The following is a 20501-nucleotide window of genomic DNA, read 5'->3' as shown; positions in this document are numbered from 1 at the left end:
CATGGGACAAATCCGGGCGAGCAAACGTGACAGCGAATGAAGTGACCTGCATCACAGACTGGTTCGCGCGCCGGAACAGCCCGACCGGTCCGCTGGTTGTCCCCTGCTGTCTCCAGGGTCGGTTCGCTGCGTTCGCCCGTGGCACACCGAGACCGCGATGGTCACCTCCTCCGACAAGGACCAGGGAAGGACGGGCGGTTTCGTGGGTCGTGGTGCCGGGCGAGGCCGCCGGAATACCGCGCGGGCTACTGCGGGTCTTGCACGGGCCGGCGATCGGGCGCAGAATTCATCACGTAGTGAATTCAACACTCGATGAATAGAGGTGACCATGGCGGCGCCCGATTCCGCGATCGAGATCGCGCACCTGCGGGTGCGGCGCGGTGCTCGCGAAGTACTGCACGATATTTCGCTGACGGTGCCGCGCGGCAGCATTACCGGTCTGCTGGGACCGTCGGGCTGCGGTAAGACCACGCTCATGCGCAGCATCGTCGGCACCCAGCTGGTAGCGGCGGGCAGCGTGCGGGTGCTGGGCGAGGAGGCGGGCAGCCCGGGGCTGCGGGCCCGCGTCGGGTACGTCACCCAGGCGCCGAGTATCTACGACGATCTCTCGGTCACCGACAACGTCTCGTATTTCGCCGCGCTGTACGGACGTTCGCGCGCCGAGGTGAACGCGGCGATCGAGGCCGTGGGGCTGGGCGAGCATGCCGGGCAGCGCGGCAATCAACTCTCCGGCGGCCAGCGCACCCGCGCGTCACTGGCCTGTGCACTGGTCGCCGACCCGGAGGTGCTGGTGCTCGACGAGCCCACCGTGGGCCTGGACCCGGTGCTGCGCGTGGAACTGTGGAAGCAGTTCCACGCCCTCGCCGAGCAGGGCCGCACCCTGCTGGTCTCGAGCCATGTGATGGACGAGGCCGAACACTGCGACCGGCTGCTGCTGATGCGCGAGGGTCGGCTGCTCGCCCAGCTCAGCCCAGACGAACTACGCGATCGAACCGGCCAAACCAGTTTGGAGAACGCCTTTCTCGCCCTGATCAGAATGGAACAGCCGCAATGACAACGGTTTCCGCTCCCCTGCGCTGCTATACCGCCACCACCGTGCGCATCCTGCGCCAGCTGCGCGCCGATCACCGCACCGTGGCCATGTTGCTGCTGATTCCCACGCTGCTGATGACCCTGCTGTATTTCGTCTATCACGACACCCCGGCCGCGCCGGGTCTGCCGCGGCTGTTCGACCGGGTCGGCATCAGCATGCTGGGCATCCTGCCTTTCATCGTGATGTTCCTGATCACCGCCATCGCCATGCAGCGTGAGCGGACCTCCGGCACGCTGGAGCGGCTGATGACCACGCCGTTGTCCAAACCGGATCTGCTGGCGGGTTACGGCACCGCGTTCTCGGTGGCCGCCGCGGCGCAGGCGGGGTTGGCGTGTGCGGTGTCGTTCGGCCTGCTGGGGCTCACCGCGCGCGGCAGCGTATGGCTGGTGTTGCTGATCGCGGTGCTCGACGCCGTGCTCGGGGTGGCGCTGGGGCTGCTGGCGAGCGCGTTCGCGCGCACCGAATTTCAGGCGGTCCAGTTCATGCCGGTGATCGTCGGACCGCAGTTCTTCCTGTGCGGGCTGCTGGTGCCCCGCGATCAACTGCCGCGCTGGCTGGAGATCATCAGCGATGTGCTGCCGCTCAGTTACGCCGTCGACGCGCTGCAGCAGGTCTCGCGCCACACCGGTGCGACCGGGCGCATGTGGTGGGATCTGGTGGTCGTGGCCGGATTCGCCACCGTCGCACTGGGTTTGGGCGCGGCCACGCTACGCAGGCGCACGGCATGACCGCGACCGGCAAAGGGCGGGGGGTTCGTCGCGGCAATACCACCCCTGCCGCACGAAAATCCAGGACCAACCGGGACCGCGGGGGGCATCGCGACGACGCCCCACCCGCAGTCCGCAAACCCACGACCAACCACGACCAAGTCACCCAGCACAACGACATCACACCCCCAGATCACGAACCCCCGAATAGCCACGACCGAGAACCTCCCCGCGAGCACGCCCCATCCGACCACGAACCCATGGCCACTTCGCCCGCGCGCAGCGGGCGGCGACCCGGCCGGTCCGGGACGCGCGAGGCGATTCTCGACGCGGCTCGTGCTCGGTTCGCCGAGGTCGGTTTCGACAAGGCGTCCATTCGCTCGATCGCCGCGGCGGCGGGGGTGGATCCGGCACTGGTGCACCACTATTTCGGGACCAAGGCCGATCTGCTCGCGGCCGCGCTGCACTTGCCGCTGGATCCGCGAATCATCGTCGCCAAGATCGCGGCCGCGCCCGTCGAGGAGCTCGGGGAGACCATCGTGCGGCATGTGGTCGCGGTGTGGGACTCGCCCATCGGGGTACAGGCGGTGGCGGCCTTTCGCACCATGCTCGGCGGCGACGGGGCGCTGGCGCGGCAGTTCCTGCTCGAGGTGGTGCTCAAAGATGTTCGGCGGCGGGTGGATTCGCCGCCGGGCAGCGGTGATACGCGCGTCGTGCTGGCGGCCTCGCAGATGATCGGACTGCTGGTGGGCCGCAAGATCGTCGGGATCGAGCCGCTGGCCTCGATGCCGCCCGACGAGGTCGCGCGGCTGGTCGGGCCGACGCTGCAGCGCTATCTCACCGGTGATCTGGGGCGGTAGGACTCAGCCCTGCGCGGTGAACGCCTCGTGTTCGGCGTCGCTCACGTCGCGGGCCTCGTCGATCAGCAGCACGGGAATGCCGTTGTCGATGCGGTAGGCCCGGCGCAGGCGCGGGTTGTACAGCAGGCTCTCGCCGTTCGCGTCGTGAACCAGCGACAGCGGGCCCTTGTCCTGTGGGCAGGCCAGCAGGCTCAACAGCGTGGTATCCAAGGTTTGCTCCGCCATGATCGATAACCTACCGGTCCTCCGACACCGGTGTTCGCGGCGCCCGGCGGAACGAGAAGTGCCGGTGGCCGAAGAAGCTGACCACCGCCACCAGACCCATCACCACCACGGTCGCCGGGGTCTCCGGCAGCCGCCACACGCCGACCGCCAGCTGCACACCCGCCGCGTTCAGCAGCAGCCCACCGGAATTCACCAGCACGAACCGCACGAAGTCGCGCAACACATGTCCACGCACCCGGAACACCAGGGTGCGGTGGGCGAGGAAAGCGAACACGATGCTCACGCAGTAGGCCAGCACCACCGCGGCCGCGGGCGGCCAGCCGGGGCCGAGCACCTTCAGCCACAGCACCGTCAGCACCATGCCCAGTGCGGTATTGCCGACACCGACGACGGCGAAGGCGATCTCCTGGCGTCGCAGCAGCCGCAGCAGTGGGCCGGGCCGGGCTAGCGATGTCGCCCCGGCCGCGGTGTCGTCCATGCCGCTCACGAGAGCGCTTCCGCCGGTTCACGATCCGCCGCCGCGTCGGTCGCGGCGGGGTCGTCGTCGTCCTCGGGCCGACGCGACCGCAGGTGTGCCCACTGCAGCACGCCCAGTCCGAGCAGGCCGACGACGGCCGTCGCGATGCCGATGGTCCAGCCCGGCGGTCGCCACGTCACCTCCAGCTCGGCGTTCTGTGTCCCGGCCGGGATGTCCACGGCCACGAAGGACTTCGCGACCGTGGTGACCGGTAGCTCGCGACCGTTCAGATGCGCCCGGTAACCGGGCCAACCCAGCCGCGCGAACACCACCCGGCCGCCGGTCGCCGAGGACACCCGCACGGTGCTGGAGGTATCGGATTCGGCGATCGAAGTGGCGGTGACATCGTGCGCGTCGGCCACCCGGCCGCCGACCGTCGACACCGGCCCGCCCGCGCGCTCGAGCACCCAGATGTAGCGCTCGTGCCCCGGCTGGTCGACCCATGTCCAGCCCTCCGGGGCGGGATGCGCACCGGCATCGGGGAACATCGCCCGCTGCAACACCACTCGATCGAGTTTCATCAGATCGGCCAGGGTGCGGCCGGTGGTCGGCTCCGGGGTGAACAGGCGCCGGAACGCGTCCGGGCAGACGCTGGAATCCCAACGCATGCACAGCATCTCGCCGAACCAGTAGTGGCCGTTGGGCGTATAGCCGTTGACGTAGTTCAGCTCCAGATCCTTGGCGTAGTTGCCGAACACCAGCGAACCGTACGCGCCCTGCAGACTTCGCTCCCCCGGCTGTACCAGGCCCCGATCGCCCAGTTGCAGCGTGACCCCGGGGAAGTCCGGGAACGCCGCCTTCGCCGCCGACCGGCTCACCGGCAGATTCCAGCCCATCGGGGTCGGCTGCGCGGCATACACCTGCACGAAAGCGATGGGGAACATGGCCGCGATCGTCAGCGCGGCCGCGGCGGCCCCGCCCCGGTTGCGGGCCAGCCACACCGCGCCCGCCCCGAGCGCGGCGACCACCAGCGCCGACAGCACATGCCACAGCGCGTGATGCGGATCGGCGGAAAACGTCCGCACCCAGAGCAATCCGATCAGCACCAGCGCCGCGACGCCCCGGGTGCGCCAGTTCGCGCCGGTGCCGAACCGGCCCAGCAGCACGCACACCAGCACCAGCAGCCCGATCGCGACCATGGGCAGCACGCGGGCGGGCCAGCGCAGCGGGCCGACCGTGCCCGGGCCCGCGGTCCACATCAGGAACATGATCGCGAACAGCGCCACCGCGGCCAGCTCCCGCCACGCCGCGCGCGCCCGGCCCCAATCGACGAAGGCCAGCGCCGGGATCAGGAACCAGGCGATATAGGTCACCGGCATCGGCTGGATGTAGCCCCACCAGGAGTTGAACGCGGGCAGCGCGGACGGCAGACCGGCATTCAGCGATTCCGACCACGGCACGGTGAGGAACTGGTCGTTGTTGATCTGCGCCGTACCGCGCCAGCTCACCTTCGCCGAGAGCATGCTCGGCAGATAGGTCAGCAGCCCCGCCAGCCCCGCGCATACCGCCACCGCCGTCAGCCGGCCGACCGGCTGCCATTTGCGCTGGTAGACCAACTCCCCCACCGCGACCGCGATCAGCATCAGCGCCGATTCCACGGCCGGGAACACGTATTCGACCGAGATCGCCAGATACAGATAGACGAACACCGGAATCGGCCCACCCCGGCCGTGTTGATGGCGGCGTCCGCGGATCCCACCGTGGTTACGCAAGCTGCCGCCTTCGGGTCCGTCGCTCCCGCCGCGGCAGTACCGCACCGACGCCGCCCACGCGTGCAGCATCCACGCCGTACCCGTCAGCGAGGTCATCCAGCTGGCCTCGTCGAAGAACAGGAACCAGCCGGTGAGCGGAAAGGCGATGCCCGCCACCGCGGCCCACGGGGCGCGGCCACCGTAGACCAGGCACACCCGGTACACCCCGAGCGCGGCGATGATCGAGAAGATCAGCTTCACCACCGTCGCGTACACCGCGAGGTTGTCCACCGAGGGCGCGAGCAGATCGATCAGCAGCTGCGGCGGATTGAACAGCCCCGCCTCTTCCATCGTGTAGTTGCCGGTCATCCACTGCTCGGGAATCAGCAGCGGCAGGTGGCCGTCGCGCAGATGGCGGCCCAGCATCACCCACAGCGGGGCGTACTGGGATTCGGTGTCGTCGGTGTAGAAGTGGCGCGCGTTGGCCAGCAGGACCGCGGCATAGCCGAGGACCACGCCGAGCGCGGTGATCGCGCCCCATCTGTAGACGGTCTTGCGCTCGTCCGCCCCCGCGGTCGACACAGCAGCACTTTCCACCACGAGAACCAGACCCTACAGGGCGGTCACCCGGCGGGCGGGCGGGCCGTCACGAAACGATATCCGCCAGCTCGCGTTCCGGTTCCCCGGTGTTGTGGTCGTCGGTCGGCGCGGGCTCGTCGCGGCGGCGCGCGCGCACGAACAGCCACTGCAACACGCCGATTCCGGCCAGCCCGGCCAGCATGGTCGCGATGCCGATCTTCCAGCCCGGCGGCCGCCAGGTCAGCTCCAGCTCGGCGTTGTTGGTACCGGCGGGAATGTCCACGGCGACAAAGGTTTTCGCGACGGTGGTGAACGGGACGGGCTTACCGTCCAGGGTCGCGCGGTAACCGGGCCAGCCGATCCGCGCGAACACCACGCGGCCGCCGTTCGGCGAGCTCACCCGCACCCGGCTGTCGGTGTCGGATTCCGCCAGCGAGGTCGCGGTCACGTCCTTGGCCACGGCGATCCGGCCGTTCACACCCGACACCGGGCCGTCCACCCGCTCCAGCACCGCGATGTAGCGCTCGTGGCCGGGATAGTCGACCCACTTCCAGCCCTCCGGCGGATCCTGCCTGCCCGCGTCCGGGAACAGCGCGCGCTGCAACACCACCCGATCCACCTTCATGAGGTCGACCAGCGTCCGCCCGATCGTCGGCTCCGGGGTGAACACCCGGCGATAGGCATCCGGGCAGACGCTCGCGTCCCACCGCATGCACAGCAGCTCACCGAAGTAAAAGTAGCCGGTCGGGGTGTAGCCGTTGACGTAGTTCAGCTCCAGGTTCTTGGCGTAGTTGCCGAAAACCAGTGAGCCATAGGCGCCCTGCAGACTCTTGTCGCCCGGCTGCAGCAGGCCGCGCTCGCCGAGCTGCAGAGTCTTGCCGGGAAAGTCCGGGAACACCGCCCGCGCCTCGGCGCGATTCGCGGGCAGCTGCCAGCTCATCGGCGTCGGCTGGACCGAGCTGACCTGGAAGTAGGCGATGGGGAACATCGCGACGATGGTCAGCGCGCACGCCGCGGCCGTGCCCCGATGGCGGGCCAGCCAGACCACGCCCGCGCCCAGGGCGGCGATGGCCAGCGCGGCCACCACATGCCAGATCGCGGCGTGTGGATCGGCGGAGAACGACCGCACCCACAGCGCCAGGATCAGCACCGCGGCGGCGATCGCGCGCGGCTTCCAGTCCCGCACCGTGCCGAAGCGCCCGAGCAGCACGCACACCAGCACCAGCAGCCCGATCGCCAGCATCGGCAGCACCCGGGCGGGCCAGCGCAGCGGGCCGATCGACCCCGGCCCGGCGGTCCACATCAGCATCATGGCCGCGAACAGCGCGACCGCGCTCAGCTCCCGCCACGCATCGCGCGCCCGTCGCCAGTCGATGAACGCCAGCCCCGGAATCAGGAACCAGGCGATATAGGTCATCGGCAGCGGCTGCACGTAACCCCACCAGGAGGTCAGCGCGGGCAGCGTACTGGGCAGGCTGGCGTTCAGCGATTCCGACCAGGGCACCGTGAGGAACTGATCGTTGATGATCTGCGCGGTGCCGCGCCAGGTCACCTTGGCCGAGAGCATGCTCGGCAGGAAGGTCAGCAGTCCGGCCAGGCCGGCGCACGCGGCCGCGATCGTCAGCCGGAGCACCGGCCGCCACGCGCGCTGGAACAGGATCTCCCCGACCGCCACGGCCGCCAGCATCAGCATGGCCTCCACGGCCGGGAAGATGTACTGGGTCGAGATGGTCAGATAGAGGTAGACGAATACCGGGATCGGCCCACCCCGGCCGCGGCAGTAGCGCACCGACGCCGCCCACGCGTGCAGCATCCACGCCGTACCCGTCAGCGAGGTCATCCAGCTGGCCTCGTCGAAGAACAGGAACCAGCCGCTGAACGGGAACGCCACCCCGGCCACCGCCGACCACGCCGGGCGCCCGCCGTAGACCAGGCACACCCGATACACCCCGAGCGCGGCGATGATCGAGAAGATCAGCTTCACCACGGTGGCGTAGAGCGCCACGTTGTCGACCGAGGGCGCTATCAGATCGATCAGCAGTTGCGGCGGATTGAACAGGCCGGCATCGTCCATGGTGTTGTTGCCGGTCATCCACTGGTCCGGCCACATCACCGGGAACTGCCCGTCGCGCAGCGCGCGGCCCAGCGCCACCCATAATCCGGTGTACTGGGATTCGGTGTCGTCGGTGAAGAAGTGGCGGACATTGCCGAGTAGCACCGCGCCATAGCCCACGACGACCCCGAGCGCCGTGATCAGTCCCCACCGTTGAATCTGCCGCCGCGAGCCGGTCGCGGGATCGTCCTCCCGAACAACCCGCGCGGGCTGGGCGAGTGCCGTCCTCGACACTGCACTGTCCGTCACGAGTTCCCAACCATACAGGCGATTTCGGTGTCCGGCATGGCCTGCGTCACGCCCGCCGGCATGCGATGAGCTACGCTCGAGGCCCCTCGGCCACCGTGCTACAGTTCACAGCGGCTCGGGCTCTGTTGACCAGCGAGGAGTACCGGCACGCACCGTCATCGAAAGTTGATCCAGCTGATGCCGATTCCCTCCGAACCCCACCCGCGGGTGCACACCGTCTCCGTCGTCGTCCCGGTCTACCGCGGCGAGCAGACCATCGCGGGCCTGGTGGCCGAACTGGCGGGCTACGCGAGCCCGTCCACGAGCCCCGGTGGTGCGAGCTTCCTCGTCGACGAGATCATCCTGGTCCACGATCACGGTCCGGACCGCTCGGATGTGGTGCTGCAGGAGCTGGCCGGACGCTACGACAACGTGCGGCCGATCTGGCTCAGCCGCAACTTCGGCCAGGACGCCGCCACCATCGCGGGAATGTCGGCCGCGCGCGGTGACTGGATCGTCACCATGGACGAGGATGGCCAGCACGATCCCGGCTTCATCGGCGCCTTCCTCGACGCGGCGTTGTCCCAGCGCGCCGACCTGGTCTACTCCAAGCCCAGCAATACCCGCCCGCACGGCTTCCTGCGCAACCTCACCTCGCGCGGCGCGAAGCTCGTGCTGGCCACCGTCTTCGCGTTTCCGGACTCCACCCGGTTCGAGAGCTTCCGGCTGATCCGCGGCGATATCGGCCGCCAGCTCGCCGGGGTCGCGTCCAACGGCGTCTATCTGGATGTCGCGCTGACCTGGGTGGTGGACACCGTCGCCCAGGTGCCGGTGGCGCTGCGTGCGGAGGGCCGCGAGGAGTCCGGCTACAACTATCGCCGGTTGTTCTCGTTGTTCTGGAAGATGGTGCTGTGCAGCGGAACTCGCGGCCTGCGCCTGGTCAGCATGCTCGGCATCACCCTCGCCCTCGGCGGCGTCGCGATGGCCGCGCTGATCGTCTACGAGGCGCTGACCCGCTCGGATTGGGCGCCGGAGGGCTGGGCCTCCACCATCGTGGTGCTGCTGCTGTGTTCGGGCGCGATCCTGTTCTCGCTCGGGCTCATCGCCGAATACCTCGGGGTGGCGCTGCATGTGCTCGTGGGCAAGCCCCTCTATCTCACCGTCGACTCGCCGACCCCGCGCCCGGTGCGCGACGGGGCGGACGTGGTAGAGAATCGGGAGCTGACTACGACCATCAAGGGGATCGATCGGGTTGACCACTGACCGCATCATCTTCAGCCGCCCCTACCGGGCCCGCCGCGAGCTGGCCAATCTGGAGGCCGTGCTGTCCTCGGATCACAGCCACGGCGACGGGCCGTTCACCCGGTCGGCCACCGAGAAGCTGAAGGCCATCACCGAGGCGCCGCACGCGCTGTTGACCACCTCGTGCACCTCGGCCATGGAGATGGCGGGCCTACTGCTCGAACTCGGCCCCGACGACGAGGTGATCGTCCCCAGCTTCGCCTTCACCTCGACCGCGACCGCCATGGCCCTGCGCGGGGCCACCTGTGTCTTCGCCGATATCGACAGCGAGACGGGCAATCTGGACCCCGAGGCCGTGGCCGCGGTGCTCACCGCGCGAACCAAGGCCATCATGGTCATCCACTACGGCGGTGTGGCCGCCGATATGGAAGGCCTACTCGCCCTGGCGAACGCGCACGGCATCGCCATCATCGAGGACAACGCGCACGGGCTGGGCGGGCGCTGGCGCGATCGGCCGCTGGGCACCATCGGCACGATGGGCGCGCTCAGCTTCCACGACACGAAGAACGTGCACTGCGGCGAGGGCGGGGCGCTGCTGCTCACCGACGAGATCCTGATGGCGCGCGCGGAGATCATCCGGGAGAAGGGCACCGACCGGGCCCGATTCCTGCGCGGCGCGGTGGACAAGTATTCGTGGCAGGACATCGGATCCAGTTATCTGCCCAGCGAATTGAACGCGGCGGTGCTGGACGCGCAGCTCGCGGAGTTCGAGACCATTCAGGCCGGGCGGCACCGGGTATGGAACGCCTATGCCGCCGCACTGCCGGATTGGGCGCGCCGCAACGACGTTCGGCTCATGACGGTGCCCGCGGATCGGCAGCACACCGCGCACCTGTACTACCTGCGTGTGCCGACCGAGCAGCGCCGCGACGATCTGATCGCCCATCTGGCCGCGCGCGGTATCGTCGCGCCGTTCCACTATGTGCCGCTGGATTCCAGTCCGGCCGGGGCGAAGCTGGGCCGCACGCCGCGGCCCTGTGTGCGCAGCGCCGAATTCTCCGAAACCGTTGTGCGCCTGCCGATGTGGCCGGATCTGACCGACGAGCAGGTGCGTCGCGTCATCGACGGCGTCACCGCGTTCACGGTCTGAGCGCGCTCATCCTCGTGCGTCGAGGACGTAGAGCTTCTCCCGCCCGCCCGCGATCAACGACCTTGCCACGACGCGGTTTTCGTAGGCGCGGAACAGTTCGTCGAGGGTGGCCTCGGTGAATCTGCGGGTCTGCGCTCCGTCGCCCGCATCGGTGTAGCGGCGGCCGATGGCGGCGAGCACGGGATTGTCGCTGGTGGCCAGGTTGCGGACCGGCTCGGCGAGAATCACCCGTTCCCGCGCCGCCGCCAGCATCCGATCCACGACCGGCGCGGCGTCGGGGAGGAAGTGATACAGGCTGGCCTGCATCACCACGAAGTCGGCCGGGGGTAACGCGGCGTCGGCGCGCACATTCCACACCTGGCCGTGCCCCCCGGCCGCGATAAGCCGGGTGATGAAGCCCGCGTTGAGATCCAGGCCGGTGTAGTCGACCGCACGCGCACGCAGGTGGCGGGTGTAGAGCGTGGCCGGACCGCAGCACACGTCGACCACGCTCGCCCCCTCGGGAATCAGCTCCGCGATGGCGCGAAACCGTGCCCCGTAATGCGATCCGTAGAGCCCACGCATCAACAGTTCGTAGATGCGCCCGTTGCGGTAGATCAAGCTCGTTTTCAAGAAGCTCCTCCGAGCAGCCGACGTCGCCGCGTGCGACCGTACCCTGTCCGGGCGAATTCGGTTCAGTCGAGGAGCGTGTCGAGCGCCTGCTGGGTGAGGATCTCGTAGGACTCCGCGTCCCGGTCGTAGTACCAGATGTGCTCGCCGGGTTCCAACTTCACCGCGGCCTGCACTGCTCGGGTCGAGGGCCGATAGGTGGAGCTGCGCGGAATCTCGTCGACGACGAAGATCAGATCGGGCCGCTGGGCGGCGTCCAGGGTGCGCAGGCATTCGGTGACATCCTTGGGCCGCAGGGTGTGCTCGTCCCGGATGCTCACCGCCGCGACCGCCAGCGTCTTCCCGCCGACGTGTAGGCCGAAGGCGACCTCCATATCGACCGGGGTGATGTCGTTGAGCGCGTCCACGATCGGCTGGGTGTAGACCGGGCCGCGTGCGGTGCGAATCACCGTGTCGCGGCGATCCATCAGCCAGTAGTCGCCGTCGCCGTCGCGGCGGAACAGGTTCTCCGTGGGCATCCACGCGTCGCCGGGCGCGAACACTCCGCGCAGGCCGCCCTGGGAGATGTCGACCGTCTCCGCGGCCTTGCCGATCAGCAGGCCCACCTCGTTGTCGGCGGTGCGGCGTGCGAAACCCTGTGCGTCGGTGACGATCTCGCCGGTCTCGGAATTGTAGGAGATCAGCTCCACCCGCGCCGTGCCGGGCACCGGGCGGCCCTTGCAGCCGACCTTGACCCCGGCCACATTGGCCAGCACCACATCGCCCTCGATGGAGGCGTAGAACTCCAGAACCCGTGCGGGGGAGAATCTTTCGGTGGTGCGCCGCCACAGCCCCGAGGGCATGCCGGAGCCGATGAACAACCGGATCGGATGCGAATGACCGTTGGGGAAGGTGTCGGCGTCGAGGATGTCGCGCATCATCGTCCAGGTGTAGGTGACGACGGTGACCCCGTAGCGGTGCACCTCCTCGCCGAACCGGGTGGGATCGAGCGAGCGCGCCAGCGCGATCCGGCTGCCGCCCGCCACCGCGCCACCCAGGCTCACCAGCAGACCCGACGAATGATGCAGCGGCGCAAGGCAGTAGACGGTGTCGCGGCGGTCCAGATCGGCGGAGGTCGCGGTGCCGAACGCCGACAGCGCCCAGCGGTGGTTGGTGATGTACTTGATCTCCAGCTTGTCCCCTGTGCCGGTGACCAGGACGAAGGCCAGCTCGCGCGCCAGCCCCGGATTCGGCCGGAACCAGCCGGGCAGCACCACCTTCGACGGATCGATCTGCTCGAGGTCGACCACGTCGGCGTCCAGCGGCACGTCCAGCTCGCGCGCGGTGCCACCGCCGAGCACCAGCACCTGCGAGTCGGTGGCGTAGGCGTCGCGCAGATTCTCCGGATCGGCGATGATCGTGCGCACACCGGTGAGCTCGACCGCCCGCGCCAGCTCGCTGCCCGGCGCCAGCAGCACGGCCACCGCACCGATCCGCGACAGCGCCGCCACCGCGGCAAGTGCGCTCGGCCGAGTCTCCATCAGCACCCCGACCCGCGCGGCCGGGCGCACGCCCATCGAGATCAGCCCGCGCACCACATTGTCGATGCGGGTGTTGACGGCGGAATTGGAGTGCGCGCGGTCGTCGAACAGGAACAGATCCCGCAGCGGCGCCCGTCGGGCCTGCTCGGACAGCAAGCGCCCCAGCGAGATCCGGGTGTGCGGCTGGATGGTGCCCAGCCGGGTCAGCCGCGGCAGTGCCCGCGCCGCCTCCCCGCTCAACTCCAGCGATCCGCGCACGGCATTGGTCGCGATGCCGCCGAGCGCACTGCCCAGGCCCGCGCCCGTCTCGGCCAGCGAGGCCGCGGTGTGCACCATTCGGGTGGCCGCCGAGCGCTGCCGAGTGGCGGGCTCGTGCTCGGTCATGGGCACGATCTGCTCGGGCAGCTCGCCGAGGCCGCTGAGCCAGTTCACCCAGTCGCGCACCAGCGGCCAGGTGTGATTGGTGGCCATACTGCCCGCGACCAGCCCGAAGTGCCCGGCCACCAGTGCCGCCTCGTAGACATCGGCGTTCGGCGCGGCCCGCAGGATGCCGCGCACGGCCGCGGGCTGGCCGATGTCGTCGACCTCGCCGACGAACGCCAGGATCGGGCACTTCAGCTCCGCCAGCGAGATCGGCTGATCGCGAATCACGAAGCCGCCCAGCATCAATCGGTTGTGCACGACGAACTGCTTGAGCAGATCCGCCGCCGCCGGTCCGGCATATCCGACCCAGCCCTCCCGCTCCAGGAAGCGGCGCTGGCGCTCCTTGGGCAGCAGCGCCTCGCGGTCGTGCAGTTGGCGCAGGAAGTCCAGGCGCGCCTTGGCGGTCTTGACCGGATCGAGCATCTGGAAGCCGACCCGGACCATGGCGTCGGTGATGGGCAGCCGGGTCAGCACATGGTCGGCCACGAAGTCGGCGACCTCCGACACCAGCCCGTGCGGCAGGCCGAACGGCAGCCCGGCCACCACATCGACGGGGCTGCCGAAGGTGACGATGCTCTCCACGCCCTTGCCGTAGCGGTAGGCGGCGGTCTGATAGGCGAACATGCCGCCCTGGGAGTAGCCCATCAGATGCACGCTGTGGCCGGTCAGCTCGTTGACGGTATCGATGGCGCTCGACAGGGCCAGCACATGGTCGGCGAGGTCGCGCTGCCAGCCGCCCTCCTCCACCGCCGGGGATCCGAAATCCACCACCCAGCAATCGATTCCGGCGCGATGAAGAATACCGACCGCCCCGCCCTCGAGGTTCACATCGTAGATGTCGGCATTGACCATCAGCGGCGGCACCAGCACCACCACCGGGCGGCCCGGGGTGTTGTCGTCGGGGAAGTAATGACGCAGCCGGTACATCCGCTTGCGCTCGGTGACCTCGTACGGCGACGATTCGACGTCATGGGTCAGCCCACCGAAACGGATCACCTCGAGTCCGTTCTGTGCGGTCGCCATCAACCGCTGCACCGACTCGACGACCGACCTCGTTGTGAACTTCACGGTTGCTCCCAGCCCTTACCCTGCGCGTGACACCCATCACAGACCCCTGCGTGTCCTGTTGAGCTTGCCACATCCCGAGCCTACTGCGCGTGCGGTGTGACGAGGTGCATGTGGGGCCCGAACCCCCGACGGCCGGTCGCGAACCCGCGGCGAAGGTACTTCGTCGCCGGGCCGGTTCCGGTGCCGTCACGGCGCGGAATCGACGCCGATTCGTTATCGCGCAACACCTTTCGGGAGGTATCGAGCGATTTCGCCGCGAACACCGCCGCACAGGTCCTACCATCGAACTGCCGGGCCGCAGAGTCGCGACATCCCCGGAACGCACTGTCGCACACAAAAACTCACTCGCGCCACCGCTTTCGCAGGTGATCTCAGCCTGCCTTGTTCGCCATGGATAAAAACCATCCGCAGCGCCGGATGGCCATCTCGAGGTGAGGACACCAGGCATGACCATCGATTTGCCGATCGAGACGACCGAAAATCAGACGCAAAAGAGCCTGTCCACCGGCGCCGCCCATCTGCTGGCGCACACCACCAAATCCGAACCGCAGATGCAGGGCATCAGCTCCCGCTGGCTGACCCGCGCGCTGCCGTGGGTCGACGTACACGGCGGCGTCTACCGGGTGAACAGGCGGTTGACCCACACCCTGGGCAACGGCAAGGTCGAATTCGACGTCGACGGCGGTCGGGCCCGGGCCATTCCCGGCGAGCTGTGCGAGCTGGCGCCGCTGCGCGGATTTGGCGACGAGCAGGTGCTCACTGCCCTCGGCGAACGCTTCGAACAGCGCGATCTGACGCCCGACAGCGTGGTGACCGAATTCGGCAATCCGATGGATCAGGTAATTCTGATCGTGCACGGCAAGGTGGGTAAATACGGCACCGGGGAATTCGGCGAGACCACCCGGCTGGGCATTCTCTCCGGCGGCGACCACGTCGGCGAGGAGATGATGCTCGACCGCGATGCCATCTGGCCCGCCACGGTCAAGACCATCACCCCGACGACCGTGCTGACGCTCTCACGCACCGCTTTCGATCGGGTCCTCGAGGACCATCCCGCATTGCGCGAGCAATTGTCCCGCGCCGCGGCGGTGATCGAACGCCCGAAGAACCGGGCCGGTGAGGCGAATATCGAAATCCACTCGGGCCACTCCGGTGAGCCGCTGCTGGAGGGCACCTTCGTCGATTACGACGCCACCCCCCGCGAATACGAGCTGAGTCTGGCCCAGAGCGTGCTGCGGGTGCACACCCGCGTCGCGGATCTGTTCAACGATCCGCACAATCAGATCGAACAGCAGCTGCGGCTGACCGTCGAGGCCCTCTACGAGCGCCGCGAATACGATCTGGTGAACAACTCCGACTTCGGCCTGCTGCACAACTGCGATCTCAACCAGCGCATCTACAGCGAATCCGGCCCGCCGACGCCCGACGATATGGACGAGCTGCTGAGCATGCGGCGCAGCACCAAATTGTTCCTGGCCCATCCCAAGGCGATCGCGGCATTCGGGCGCGAGTGCAACAAGCGCGGTCTGTACCCGGATCCGGTGGAGGTCGATGGCCATCGAGTACCGGCCTGGCGCGGAGTGCCGATATTCCCGTGCGGGAAGATTCCGGTGAGCGACACCCAGACCACCTCGATTCTGGCCATGCGCACCGGCGAGAAGGATCAGGGTGTCATCGGGCTGCACCAGACCGGCATACCCGATGAATTCGAGCCGAGCCTGAACGTGCGTTTCAAGGGCATCGACGATCAGTCGATCATCTCCTATCTGGTCAGCTGTTATTACTCGGCGGCGGTGCTGGTCCCCGACGCGCTCGGCGTTCTCGACAATGTGCTGGTCGCCCGGCAGTCCGAGTGACGGGGTGAGCCGCGATGCCGGGTGAGACCGAAAACCCTGCGGTCCAACGGCTTTCGGCGGCGCTGGCGGAGATGGTGACGGGGGTGACGCCGTACCGACTGCTCGGACCGACCGGTATCGGCGCGCCGACCCTGCTCCAGCCACCGCCGCGGGCGGCGACGCCCGCCGCACAACCACCGCCGGAACCGAAACGAAACACGTTCGGCCCCAGCGGAATCGGCACCACGTCGCTGTCGATCTGCCGCGATTTCCACCGATCGAGAGGATGATCCACCATGACCATGCTCGAACCCGGGGCCGACAGTGTGCTACTGAGCCCCTATCAGCGGTCGGTCGCCGCGTACTGGAACAACAACCCCAACGACGATCGTGTCAACACCAGGCTCGGCGAGGTCGACGGCCTCTACCACCATCACTACGGCATCGGCGCGCCCGACCCCTCGGTGCTCGAGGGTCCCGAGGACACCCGCCAGGACCGCATCGTGCGCGAACTGCACCGACTCGAGACCGCCCAGGCCGATCTGCTGCTGGACCATCTCGGCGCCGTGCTGCCGGAGGACCGGCTGCTGGACGCCGGATCCGGGCGCGGCGGCACCAGTTTCATGGCGCACCAGCGCTTCGGCTGCCAGGTGGACGGCGTGACGATCTCGGAGTACCAGGCCGGGTTCGCCAACGATCAGGCGGTCGAGCGCGGCGTGGCCGAGCGGGTGCGCTTCCATCTGCGCAACATGCTCGACACCGGCTTCGAGTCCGGCAGCATGCGCGGCATCTGGACCAACGAGACCACGATGTACGTCGACCTGTCGGAGCTGTTCGCCGAGTTCGCGCGGCTGTTGCGGCCGGGCGGGCGCTATGTGTGCATCACCGGCTGCTCCAACGACGTCACCGGCGGCCGGTCGTCGTCGGTGAGCTGGATCGACGCCCACTACGGCTGCATGATCCATCCGCGTGGCGAATACTTCCGGGCGCTGGCGGCGCACAACCTGGTGCCGGTCAATGTGGTCGATCTGACCGCGGCGACCATTCCATACTGGGAACTGCGCACGCAGTCGGAGCTGGCGACGGGGGTGGAGAAGCCGTTCCTCACCGCCTATCGCGAGGGGAGCTTTCAATACCTGCTGATCGCCGCCGATAAGGTGGGGCGGTGAGCTTACCGTCCGAGACGACCGATCGTGAGGCGCTGCTCGTCGAGTTGGTGGACGAGCAGGGCCGCGCGACCGGCGCCTGCCCGGTGGCCGAGGCGCACACCGCACCGGGCCGACTGCATCGCGCGTTCTCGGTGCTGCTGTTCGACGCGGCCGGGCGGGTGTTGCTGCAGCAGCGCGCCGCGGTGAAGACCCGGTTCCCGCTGCAGTGGGCCAACACCTGCTGCGGGCATCCGGCCCCGGGCGAATCGGTCGTCGCGGCGGCACGGACCCGGTTGACCGAGGAGCTGGGCATCCAGACCCCGGTGCACGAGGTCGGCACCTTCCGCTATCGGGCGGGCGATACGGTGACCGGGCGGGTCGAATTCGAATGGGACCACGTGCTCATCGGCCGCTTCGACGGCGAACCGCCGCAGCCGGATCCGGCCGAGGTCGCCGATTTCGCATGGGTGCGCCCGGAGGCGCTGGCCGCGGCCATCGAGGCGGATCCGCAGCGCTATACGCCCTGGCTCAGCGGGGTGCTGACGCTCGCCGAACGGTCGAACTGACCCGCGGCGATCATCCGCTCGACGCGGCCTCGAGCACCCTGCCGGTGCCGGTGCGCACTCCCGCGCCCAGGCATCCGACCACATTGTCCACGGTCGCGATGTCGTAGTGGGCCACGATCCGCACCCGCTCGCCGCGCCCGAGCCCCTCGGTCACCGCGAGCACGCCGACCGTCGGCTGGCTCATCGCGACCGGCCACGGCCCCGACAGCACGCTGGTCTGCCCGTCGGACCACACGATCGTCACGGTGATCGGCCCGTCGGCCGGGCGCATACAGTCCGACCAGGCCGTGTGCACCCCGGTGAAGGTGCCGCCGGTGATTGCGGGCACCGTTCCCACACAATCACGCAGCGCGCCCACCGAGGTGAACGTCAGATACCGCGGCGAGAGACCGATCCCCTCCTCGACCGCGGTCCAGCGGAACTCGCCCGATCCGCACGACCCGATCGGCCCGATCGTCGCCGCGCCGGGCCCGGCCGACAGGGACATCGCCAGCGCCCACACCGACCCGGCCACGGCGACCTTCCCGAATATCCGCACAGCTGCGATGGTGACCCCCACCGCGGGCGCGCGCCGGAAACTCCCGTCCGCACGCGTGTCGCGAAACCCACCGCGACTGCTCGAGTTGCCCAGTTCCCAGGGGACCGCACTGGGCGTGCTGAGCAGTCCGGTCGTTCTCGGCCGGACCGTCTGCCCCCGCGGCCGCGGTCTGGCAGCATGGCCGCCATGGACTTGATCGGGTTGGATCGCATCGAGGCCGCGGCGAAGGTGCTGGAGCCGGTCATCCGCCGCACACCGGTGGTCGCCTCGCGCGTGTTGTCCGAGCGGACCGGTTTCGAGGTGCGGCTCAAATGCGAGAATCTGCAGCGCACTGGGTCGTTCAAACCGCGGGGCGCCTACAACCGGATCGCGAATCTGCCCGAGGCCGACCGGGCCCGCGGCGTGGTGGCGGCCAGCGCCGGTAATCACGCCCAGGGAGTCGCTTGGTCGGCAACGACTTTGGGCATCGACTCGACGGTCTTCATGCCGGTGGGCGCGTCACTGCCCAAACTTGTGGCCACCCGGGCCTACGGCGCGACCGTCCATCAGGTCGGCGACACCATCGAGAAATCCCTCTCGGCCGCACTGGATTTCGCCGAGCAGACCGGTGCGACGCTGATCCACCCGTTCGATCACGCCGATATCGTCGCCGGACAGGCCACCGTCGCGGTGGAACTGTTGGAGCAGCTGCCCGACGTGGGCACGGTCCTGGTGCCCACCGGAGGCGGCGGCCTGCTGGCGGGGGTCGCGATCGCGCTGCACCACCTCGCCCCGCGGGTGCGGGTCGTCGGCGTGCAGGCGGCCCAGGCCGCCGCCTGGCCGGAATCGCTGTCGGCGGGTAAGCCCGTTGCGCTGGAACGCATGTCGACCATGGCCGACGGTATCGCCGTGGGTCTGCCCGGCGAGGTGCCGTTCGCGCACGTCGCCGAGTTCGCCACCCCCGTCGTCACCGTCGACGAGGATGCGCTGTCGAGTGCGCTGCTGTTGTGCATGGAGCGGGCCAAGCTGATCGTCGAACCCGCGGGCGCGGCGGCCGTGGCCGCGCTGATGGCCTGTAGCACCGAGGAATTGGGCCTCGAGGGCCCGGTCTGCGCGATCCTGTCCGGCGGCAATGTCGACCCGCTGCTGCTGACCCGAATGATCGGCCACGGTCTCAGCGCCGCGGGCCGCTATCTGGGTGTGCGCGTGACGCTCTCGGATCGGCCGGGCAGCCTCGGCCGCCTGCTGGCGACGGTCGCCAAGACCGGCGCCAGCGTCGTCGACGTGGTCCACCTGCGCACCGGATCGTGGCTGGCCATCGACGAGGTCGAGGTGCTGCTCACCCTCGAGACCCGCGGCCCGTCCCACCGCGGCGACGTCCTCGAGGCGCTGGCCGACGCCGAATACGCGGTGCGCGTACAGGATTGAGTTCAGCACCTGCTCTTGTAGAAATACTTCGAGTTGGCGTCCATATCGGCCTGGGTGAGGGCGATCATATCGGTCTTGACGGTGCGCTCGACCGGCTTGCCCTCGAGGGCGGCCACCGCCTGATCGACGCCGTCGGCCCCGATGGTGGCCGGGTCCTGCGCGATGAGCGCCTGCACGGTCCCGGCCCGCAGATCCTCGACCTGCTTCGGGCTGGCGTCGAAGCCGACCAGCTTGACCGCGCCGAGCTTGCCCGCATTGCGCAGGCCGGTCGCCGCGCCCTCGGTCGAGCTGAGATTGGTGGCGAAGATACCCGCGAGATCCGGATGCGCGGCCAGGGTGGCGGTGACGATGGAGGCGGCCTGGGCGGCCTCGTTGTTGTTGTACTGGACGCCGAGTGAGCTCATGCCCGGATGATTCTTCAGCTCGTCGGTGAAGCCCTGCGCTCGCGCGTCGGTGGTCGAGGTGCCCGCCTTGGTGTTGATCACCAGCACGGGCCCCTTGCCCCCCACCAGCTTTGCCAGCGTCTGGGCCGCCAGCTGACCGCCCTTGCGGTTGTCGGAGGAGACCGACGACAACGCGATCGAGGTGTCGTCGAGGGCGGTGTCGACCTCGATCACCTTGATTCCGGCGTCCCTGGCCTGTTTCATCGGGCTGGCCATCGCGGTCGCGTGGGTGGGGGCGATCAGCAGGGCCCCGGGTTTCCCAGCGATCGCGCCGGTGACGATCGGGGTCTGCGCCGCGGCGTCGAACTGCGTGGGCGCCTGCGTATTCAGCTGGTAGCCGAGCTCTTTTGCCCGATCCTGCGCACCGCATTGCAGCGAGAGGTAGAACGGCTCATCGGCCTTGCCGGGGATGAGCACGATCTTCTTGGCGTCGAGGCCACCCGAGTCGCCGATCTGGCCGCCGCAGCCCGCCAGCACCGCCGCCACGGTCATCACCACCGCGGCCAACACCGTTCCGGTCCTCATCTGCGCCTCACCTT

General features: G+C 68.8%; 18 protein-coding genes. 10 read left to right on the top strand and 8 right to left on the bottom strand.

Annotated features, from left to right (window positions below; genetic code table 11):
• Positions 1-328 precede the first annotated feature (328 nt).
• From NDR87_RS33465 to NDR87_RS33455, 3 genes are all read left to right on the top strand, one after another.
• Complete coding sequence (locus NDR87_RS33465) at positions 329-1054, top strand: ABC transporter ATP-binding protein (RefSeq protein WP_251917802.1); 726 nt, start codon at positions 329-331, stop codon at positions 1052-1054.
• Positions 1051-1821 carry an ABC transporter permease gene (locus NDR87_RS33460; RefSeq protein ID WP_251917803.1) on the top strand — a complete coding sequence of 257 codons (771 nt, stop codon included), beginning with the start codon at positions 1051-1053 and terminating at the stop codon, positions 1819-1821. The genes NDR87_RS33465 and NDR87_RS33460 overlap by 4 nt, the downstream gene beginning before the upstream one ends.
• A gap of 239 nt (positions 1822-2060) precedes the next feature.
• The gene (locus NDR87_RS33455; RefSeq protein WP_251917804.1) at positions 2061-2660 is read left to right on the top strand and encodes a TetR family transcriptional regulator; all 600 of its coding nucleotides are present in this window, start codon (positions 2061-2063) and stop codon (positions 2658-2660) included.
• 3 nt (positions 2661-2663) lie between these two features.
• On the opposite strand, the gene NDR87_RS33450 is transcribed toward NDR87_RS33455, so the two are convergent.
• The 4 genes from NDR87_RS33450 to NDR87_RS33435 form a co-directional block, all read right to left on the bottom strand.
• Positions 2664-2885 (bottom strand): Trm112 family protein, encoded by a 222-nt coding sequence (locus NDR87_RS33450; RefSeq protein WP_251917807.1) that lies wholly within the window; start codon positions 2883-2885, stop codon positions 2664-2666.
• Between the two features lie 10 nt (positions 2886-2895).
• On the bottom strand, positions 2896-3363 hold the full coding sequence (locus tag NDR87_RS33445) for a GtrA family protein (RefSeq protein WP_251917809.1): 468 nt from the start codon (positions 3361-3363) through the stop codon (positions 2896-2898).
• A 5-nt stretch (positions 3364-3368) separates the two neighbouring features.
• A complete protein-coding gene (locus NDR87_RS33440) occupies positions 3369-5675 on the bottom strand; it encodes a hypothetical protein (protein ID WP_251917810.1) in 2307 nt (768 codons plus the stop codon).
• A gap of 64 nt (positions 5676-5739) precedes the next feature.
• On the bottom strand, positions 5740-7944 hold the full coding sequence (locus NDR87_RS33435) for a hypothetical protein (RefSeq protein ID WP_251917922.1): 2205 nt from the start codon (positions 7942-7944) through the stop codon (positions 5740-5742).
• Positions 7945-8211: 267 nt separating this feature from the next.
• Between NDR87_RS33435 and NDR87_RS33430 the strand changes: the two genes are divergently transcribed.
• Positions 8212-9276: a glycosyltransferase gene (locus NDR87_RS33430; RefSeq protein WP_251917811.1), complete on the top strand. Its 1065-nt coding sequence runs from the start codon at positions 8212-8214 to the stop codon at positions 9274-9276.
• The gene (rffA, locus tag NDR87_RS33425; protein WP_251917813.1) at positions 9266-10405 is read left to right on the top strand and encodes a dTDP-4-amino-4,6-dideoxygalactose transaminase; all 1140 of its coding nucleotides are present in this window, start codon (positions 9266-9268) and stop codon (positions 10403-10405) included. Before NDR87_RS33430 ends, rffA begins: the two co-directional genes overlap by 11 nt.
• Positions 10406-10411: 6 nt before the next feature.
• Here rffA and NDR87_RS33420 read toward each other — a convergent pair whose 3' ends face one another.
• Together NDR87_RS33420 and NDR87_RS33415 are read right to left on the bottom strand one after the other, a co-directional pair.
• A complete protein-coding gene (locus tag NDR87_RS33420; protein ID WP_251917814.1) occupies positions 10412-11017 on the bottom strand; it encodes a bifunctional 2-polyprenyl-6-hydroxyphenol methylase/3-demethylubiquinol 3-O-methyltransferase UbiG in 606 nt (201 codons plus the stop codon).
• Between the two features lie 62 nt (positions 11018-11079).
• Complete coding sequence (locus tag NDR87_RS33415) at positions 11080-13980, bottom strand: AMP-binding protein (RefSeq protein WP_251917923.1); 2901 nt, start codon at positions 13978-13980, stop codon at positions 11080-11082.
• A 491-nt stretch (positions 13981-14471) separates the two neighbouring features.
• On the opposite strand from NDR87_RS33415, the gene NDR87_RS33410 reads away from it, so the two are divergent.
• From NDR87_RS33410 to idi, 4 genes are read left to right on the top strand one after another with little or no spacing between them, the layout of a single operon-like run.
• The gene (locus tag NDR87_RS33410) at positions 14472-15881 is read left to right on the top strand and encodes a family 2B encapsulin nanocompartment shell protein (RefSeq protein WP_251917815.1); all 1410 of its coding nucleotides are present in this window, start codon (positions 14472-14474) and stop codon (positions 15879-15881) included.
• 14 nt (positions 15882-15895) lie between these two features.
• A complete protein-coding gene (locus tag NDR87_RS33405; protein WP_251917816.1) occupies positions 15896-16150 on the top strand; it encodes a hypothetical protein in 255 nt (84 codons plus the stop codon).
• Positions 16151-16156: 6 nt separating this feature from the next.
• Positions 16157-17029: a geranyl diphosphate 2-C-methyltransferase gene (locus tag NDR87_RS33400; RefSeq protein ID WP_251917818.1), complete on the top strand. Its 873-nt coding sequence runs from the start codon at positions 16157-16159 to the stop codon at positions 17027-17029.
• Positions 17026-17574 (top strand): isopentenyl-diphosphate Delta-isomerase, encoded by a 549-nt coding sequence (idi, locus tag NDR87_RS33395; RefSeq protein ID WP_251917820.1) that lies wholly within the window; start codon positions 17026-17028, stop codon positions 17572-17574. The genes NDR87_RS33400 and idi overlap by 4 nt, the downstream gene beginning before the upstream one ends.
• A gap of 10 nt (positions 17575-17584) precedes the next feature.
• Here the strand turns inward: idi and NDR87_RS33390 are convergent, their stop codons facing one another.
• The gene (locus NDR87_RS33390; protein ID WP_251917821.1) at positions 17585-18112 is read right to left on the bottom strand and encodes a hypothetical protein; all 528 of its coding nucleotides are present in this window, start codon (positions 18110-18112) and stop codon (positions 17585-17587) included.
• 186 nt (positions 18113-18298) lie between these two features.
• Here NDR87_RS33390 and ilvA point away from each other — a divergent pair, with 186 nt between their 5' ends.
• Positions 18299-19519: a threonine ammonia-lyase gene (ilvA, locus tag NDR87_RS33385; protein WP_372494369.1), complete on the top strand. Its 1221-nt coding sequence runs from the start codon at positions 18299-18301 to the stop codon at positions 19517-19519.
• 2 nt (positions 19520-19521) lie between these two features.
• Here the strand turns inward: ilvA and NDR87_RS33380 are convergent, their stop codons facing one another.
• A complete protein-coding gene (locus NDR87_RS33380; RefSeq protein ID WP_251917824.1) occupies positions 19522-20487 on the bottom strand; it encodes an ABC transporter substrate-binding protein in 966 nt (321 codons plus the stop codon).
• Between the last annotated feature and the right edge of the window lie 14 nt (positions 20488-20501).

It is taken from the genome of Nocardia sp. CDC159, assembly GCF_023740735.1.
Classification (GTDB): domain Bacteria; phylum Actinomycetota; class Actinomycetes; order Mycobacteriales; family Mycobacteriaceae; genus Nocardia; species Nocardia pulmonis.
Note: the sequence above shows the minus strand (reverse complement) of the source record. Positions and strands in the feature narration are given on the sequence as shown.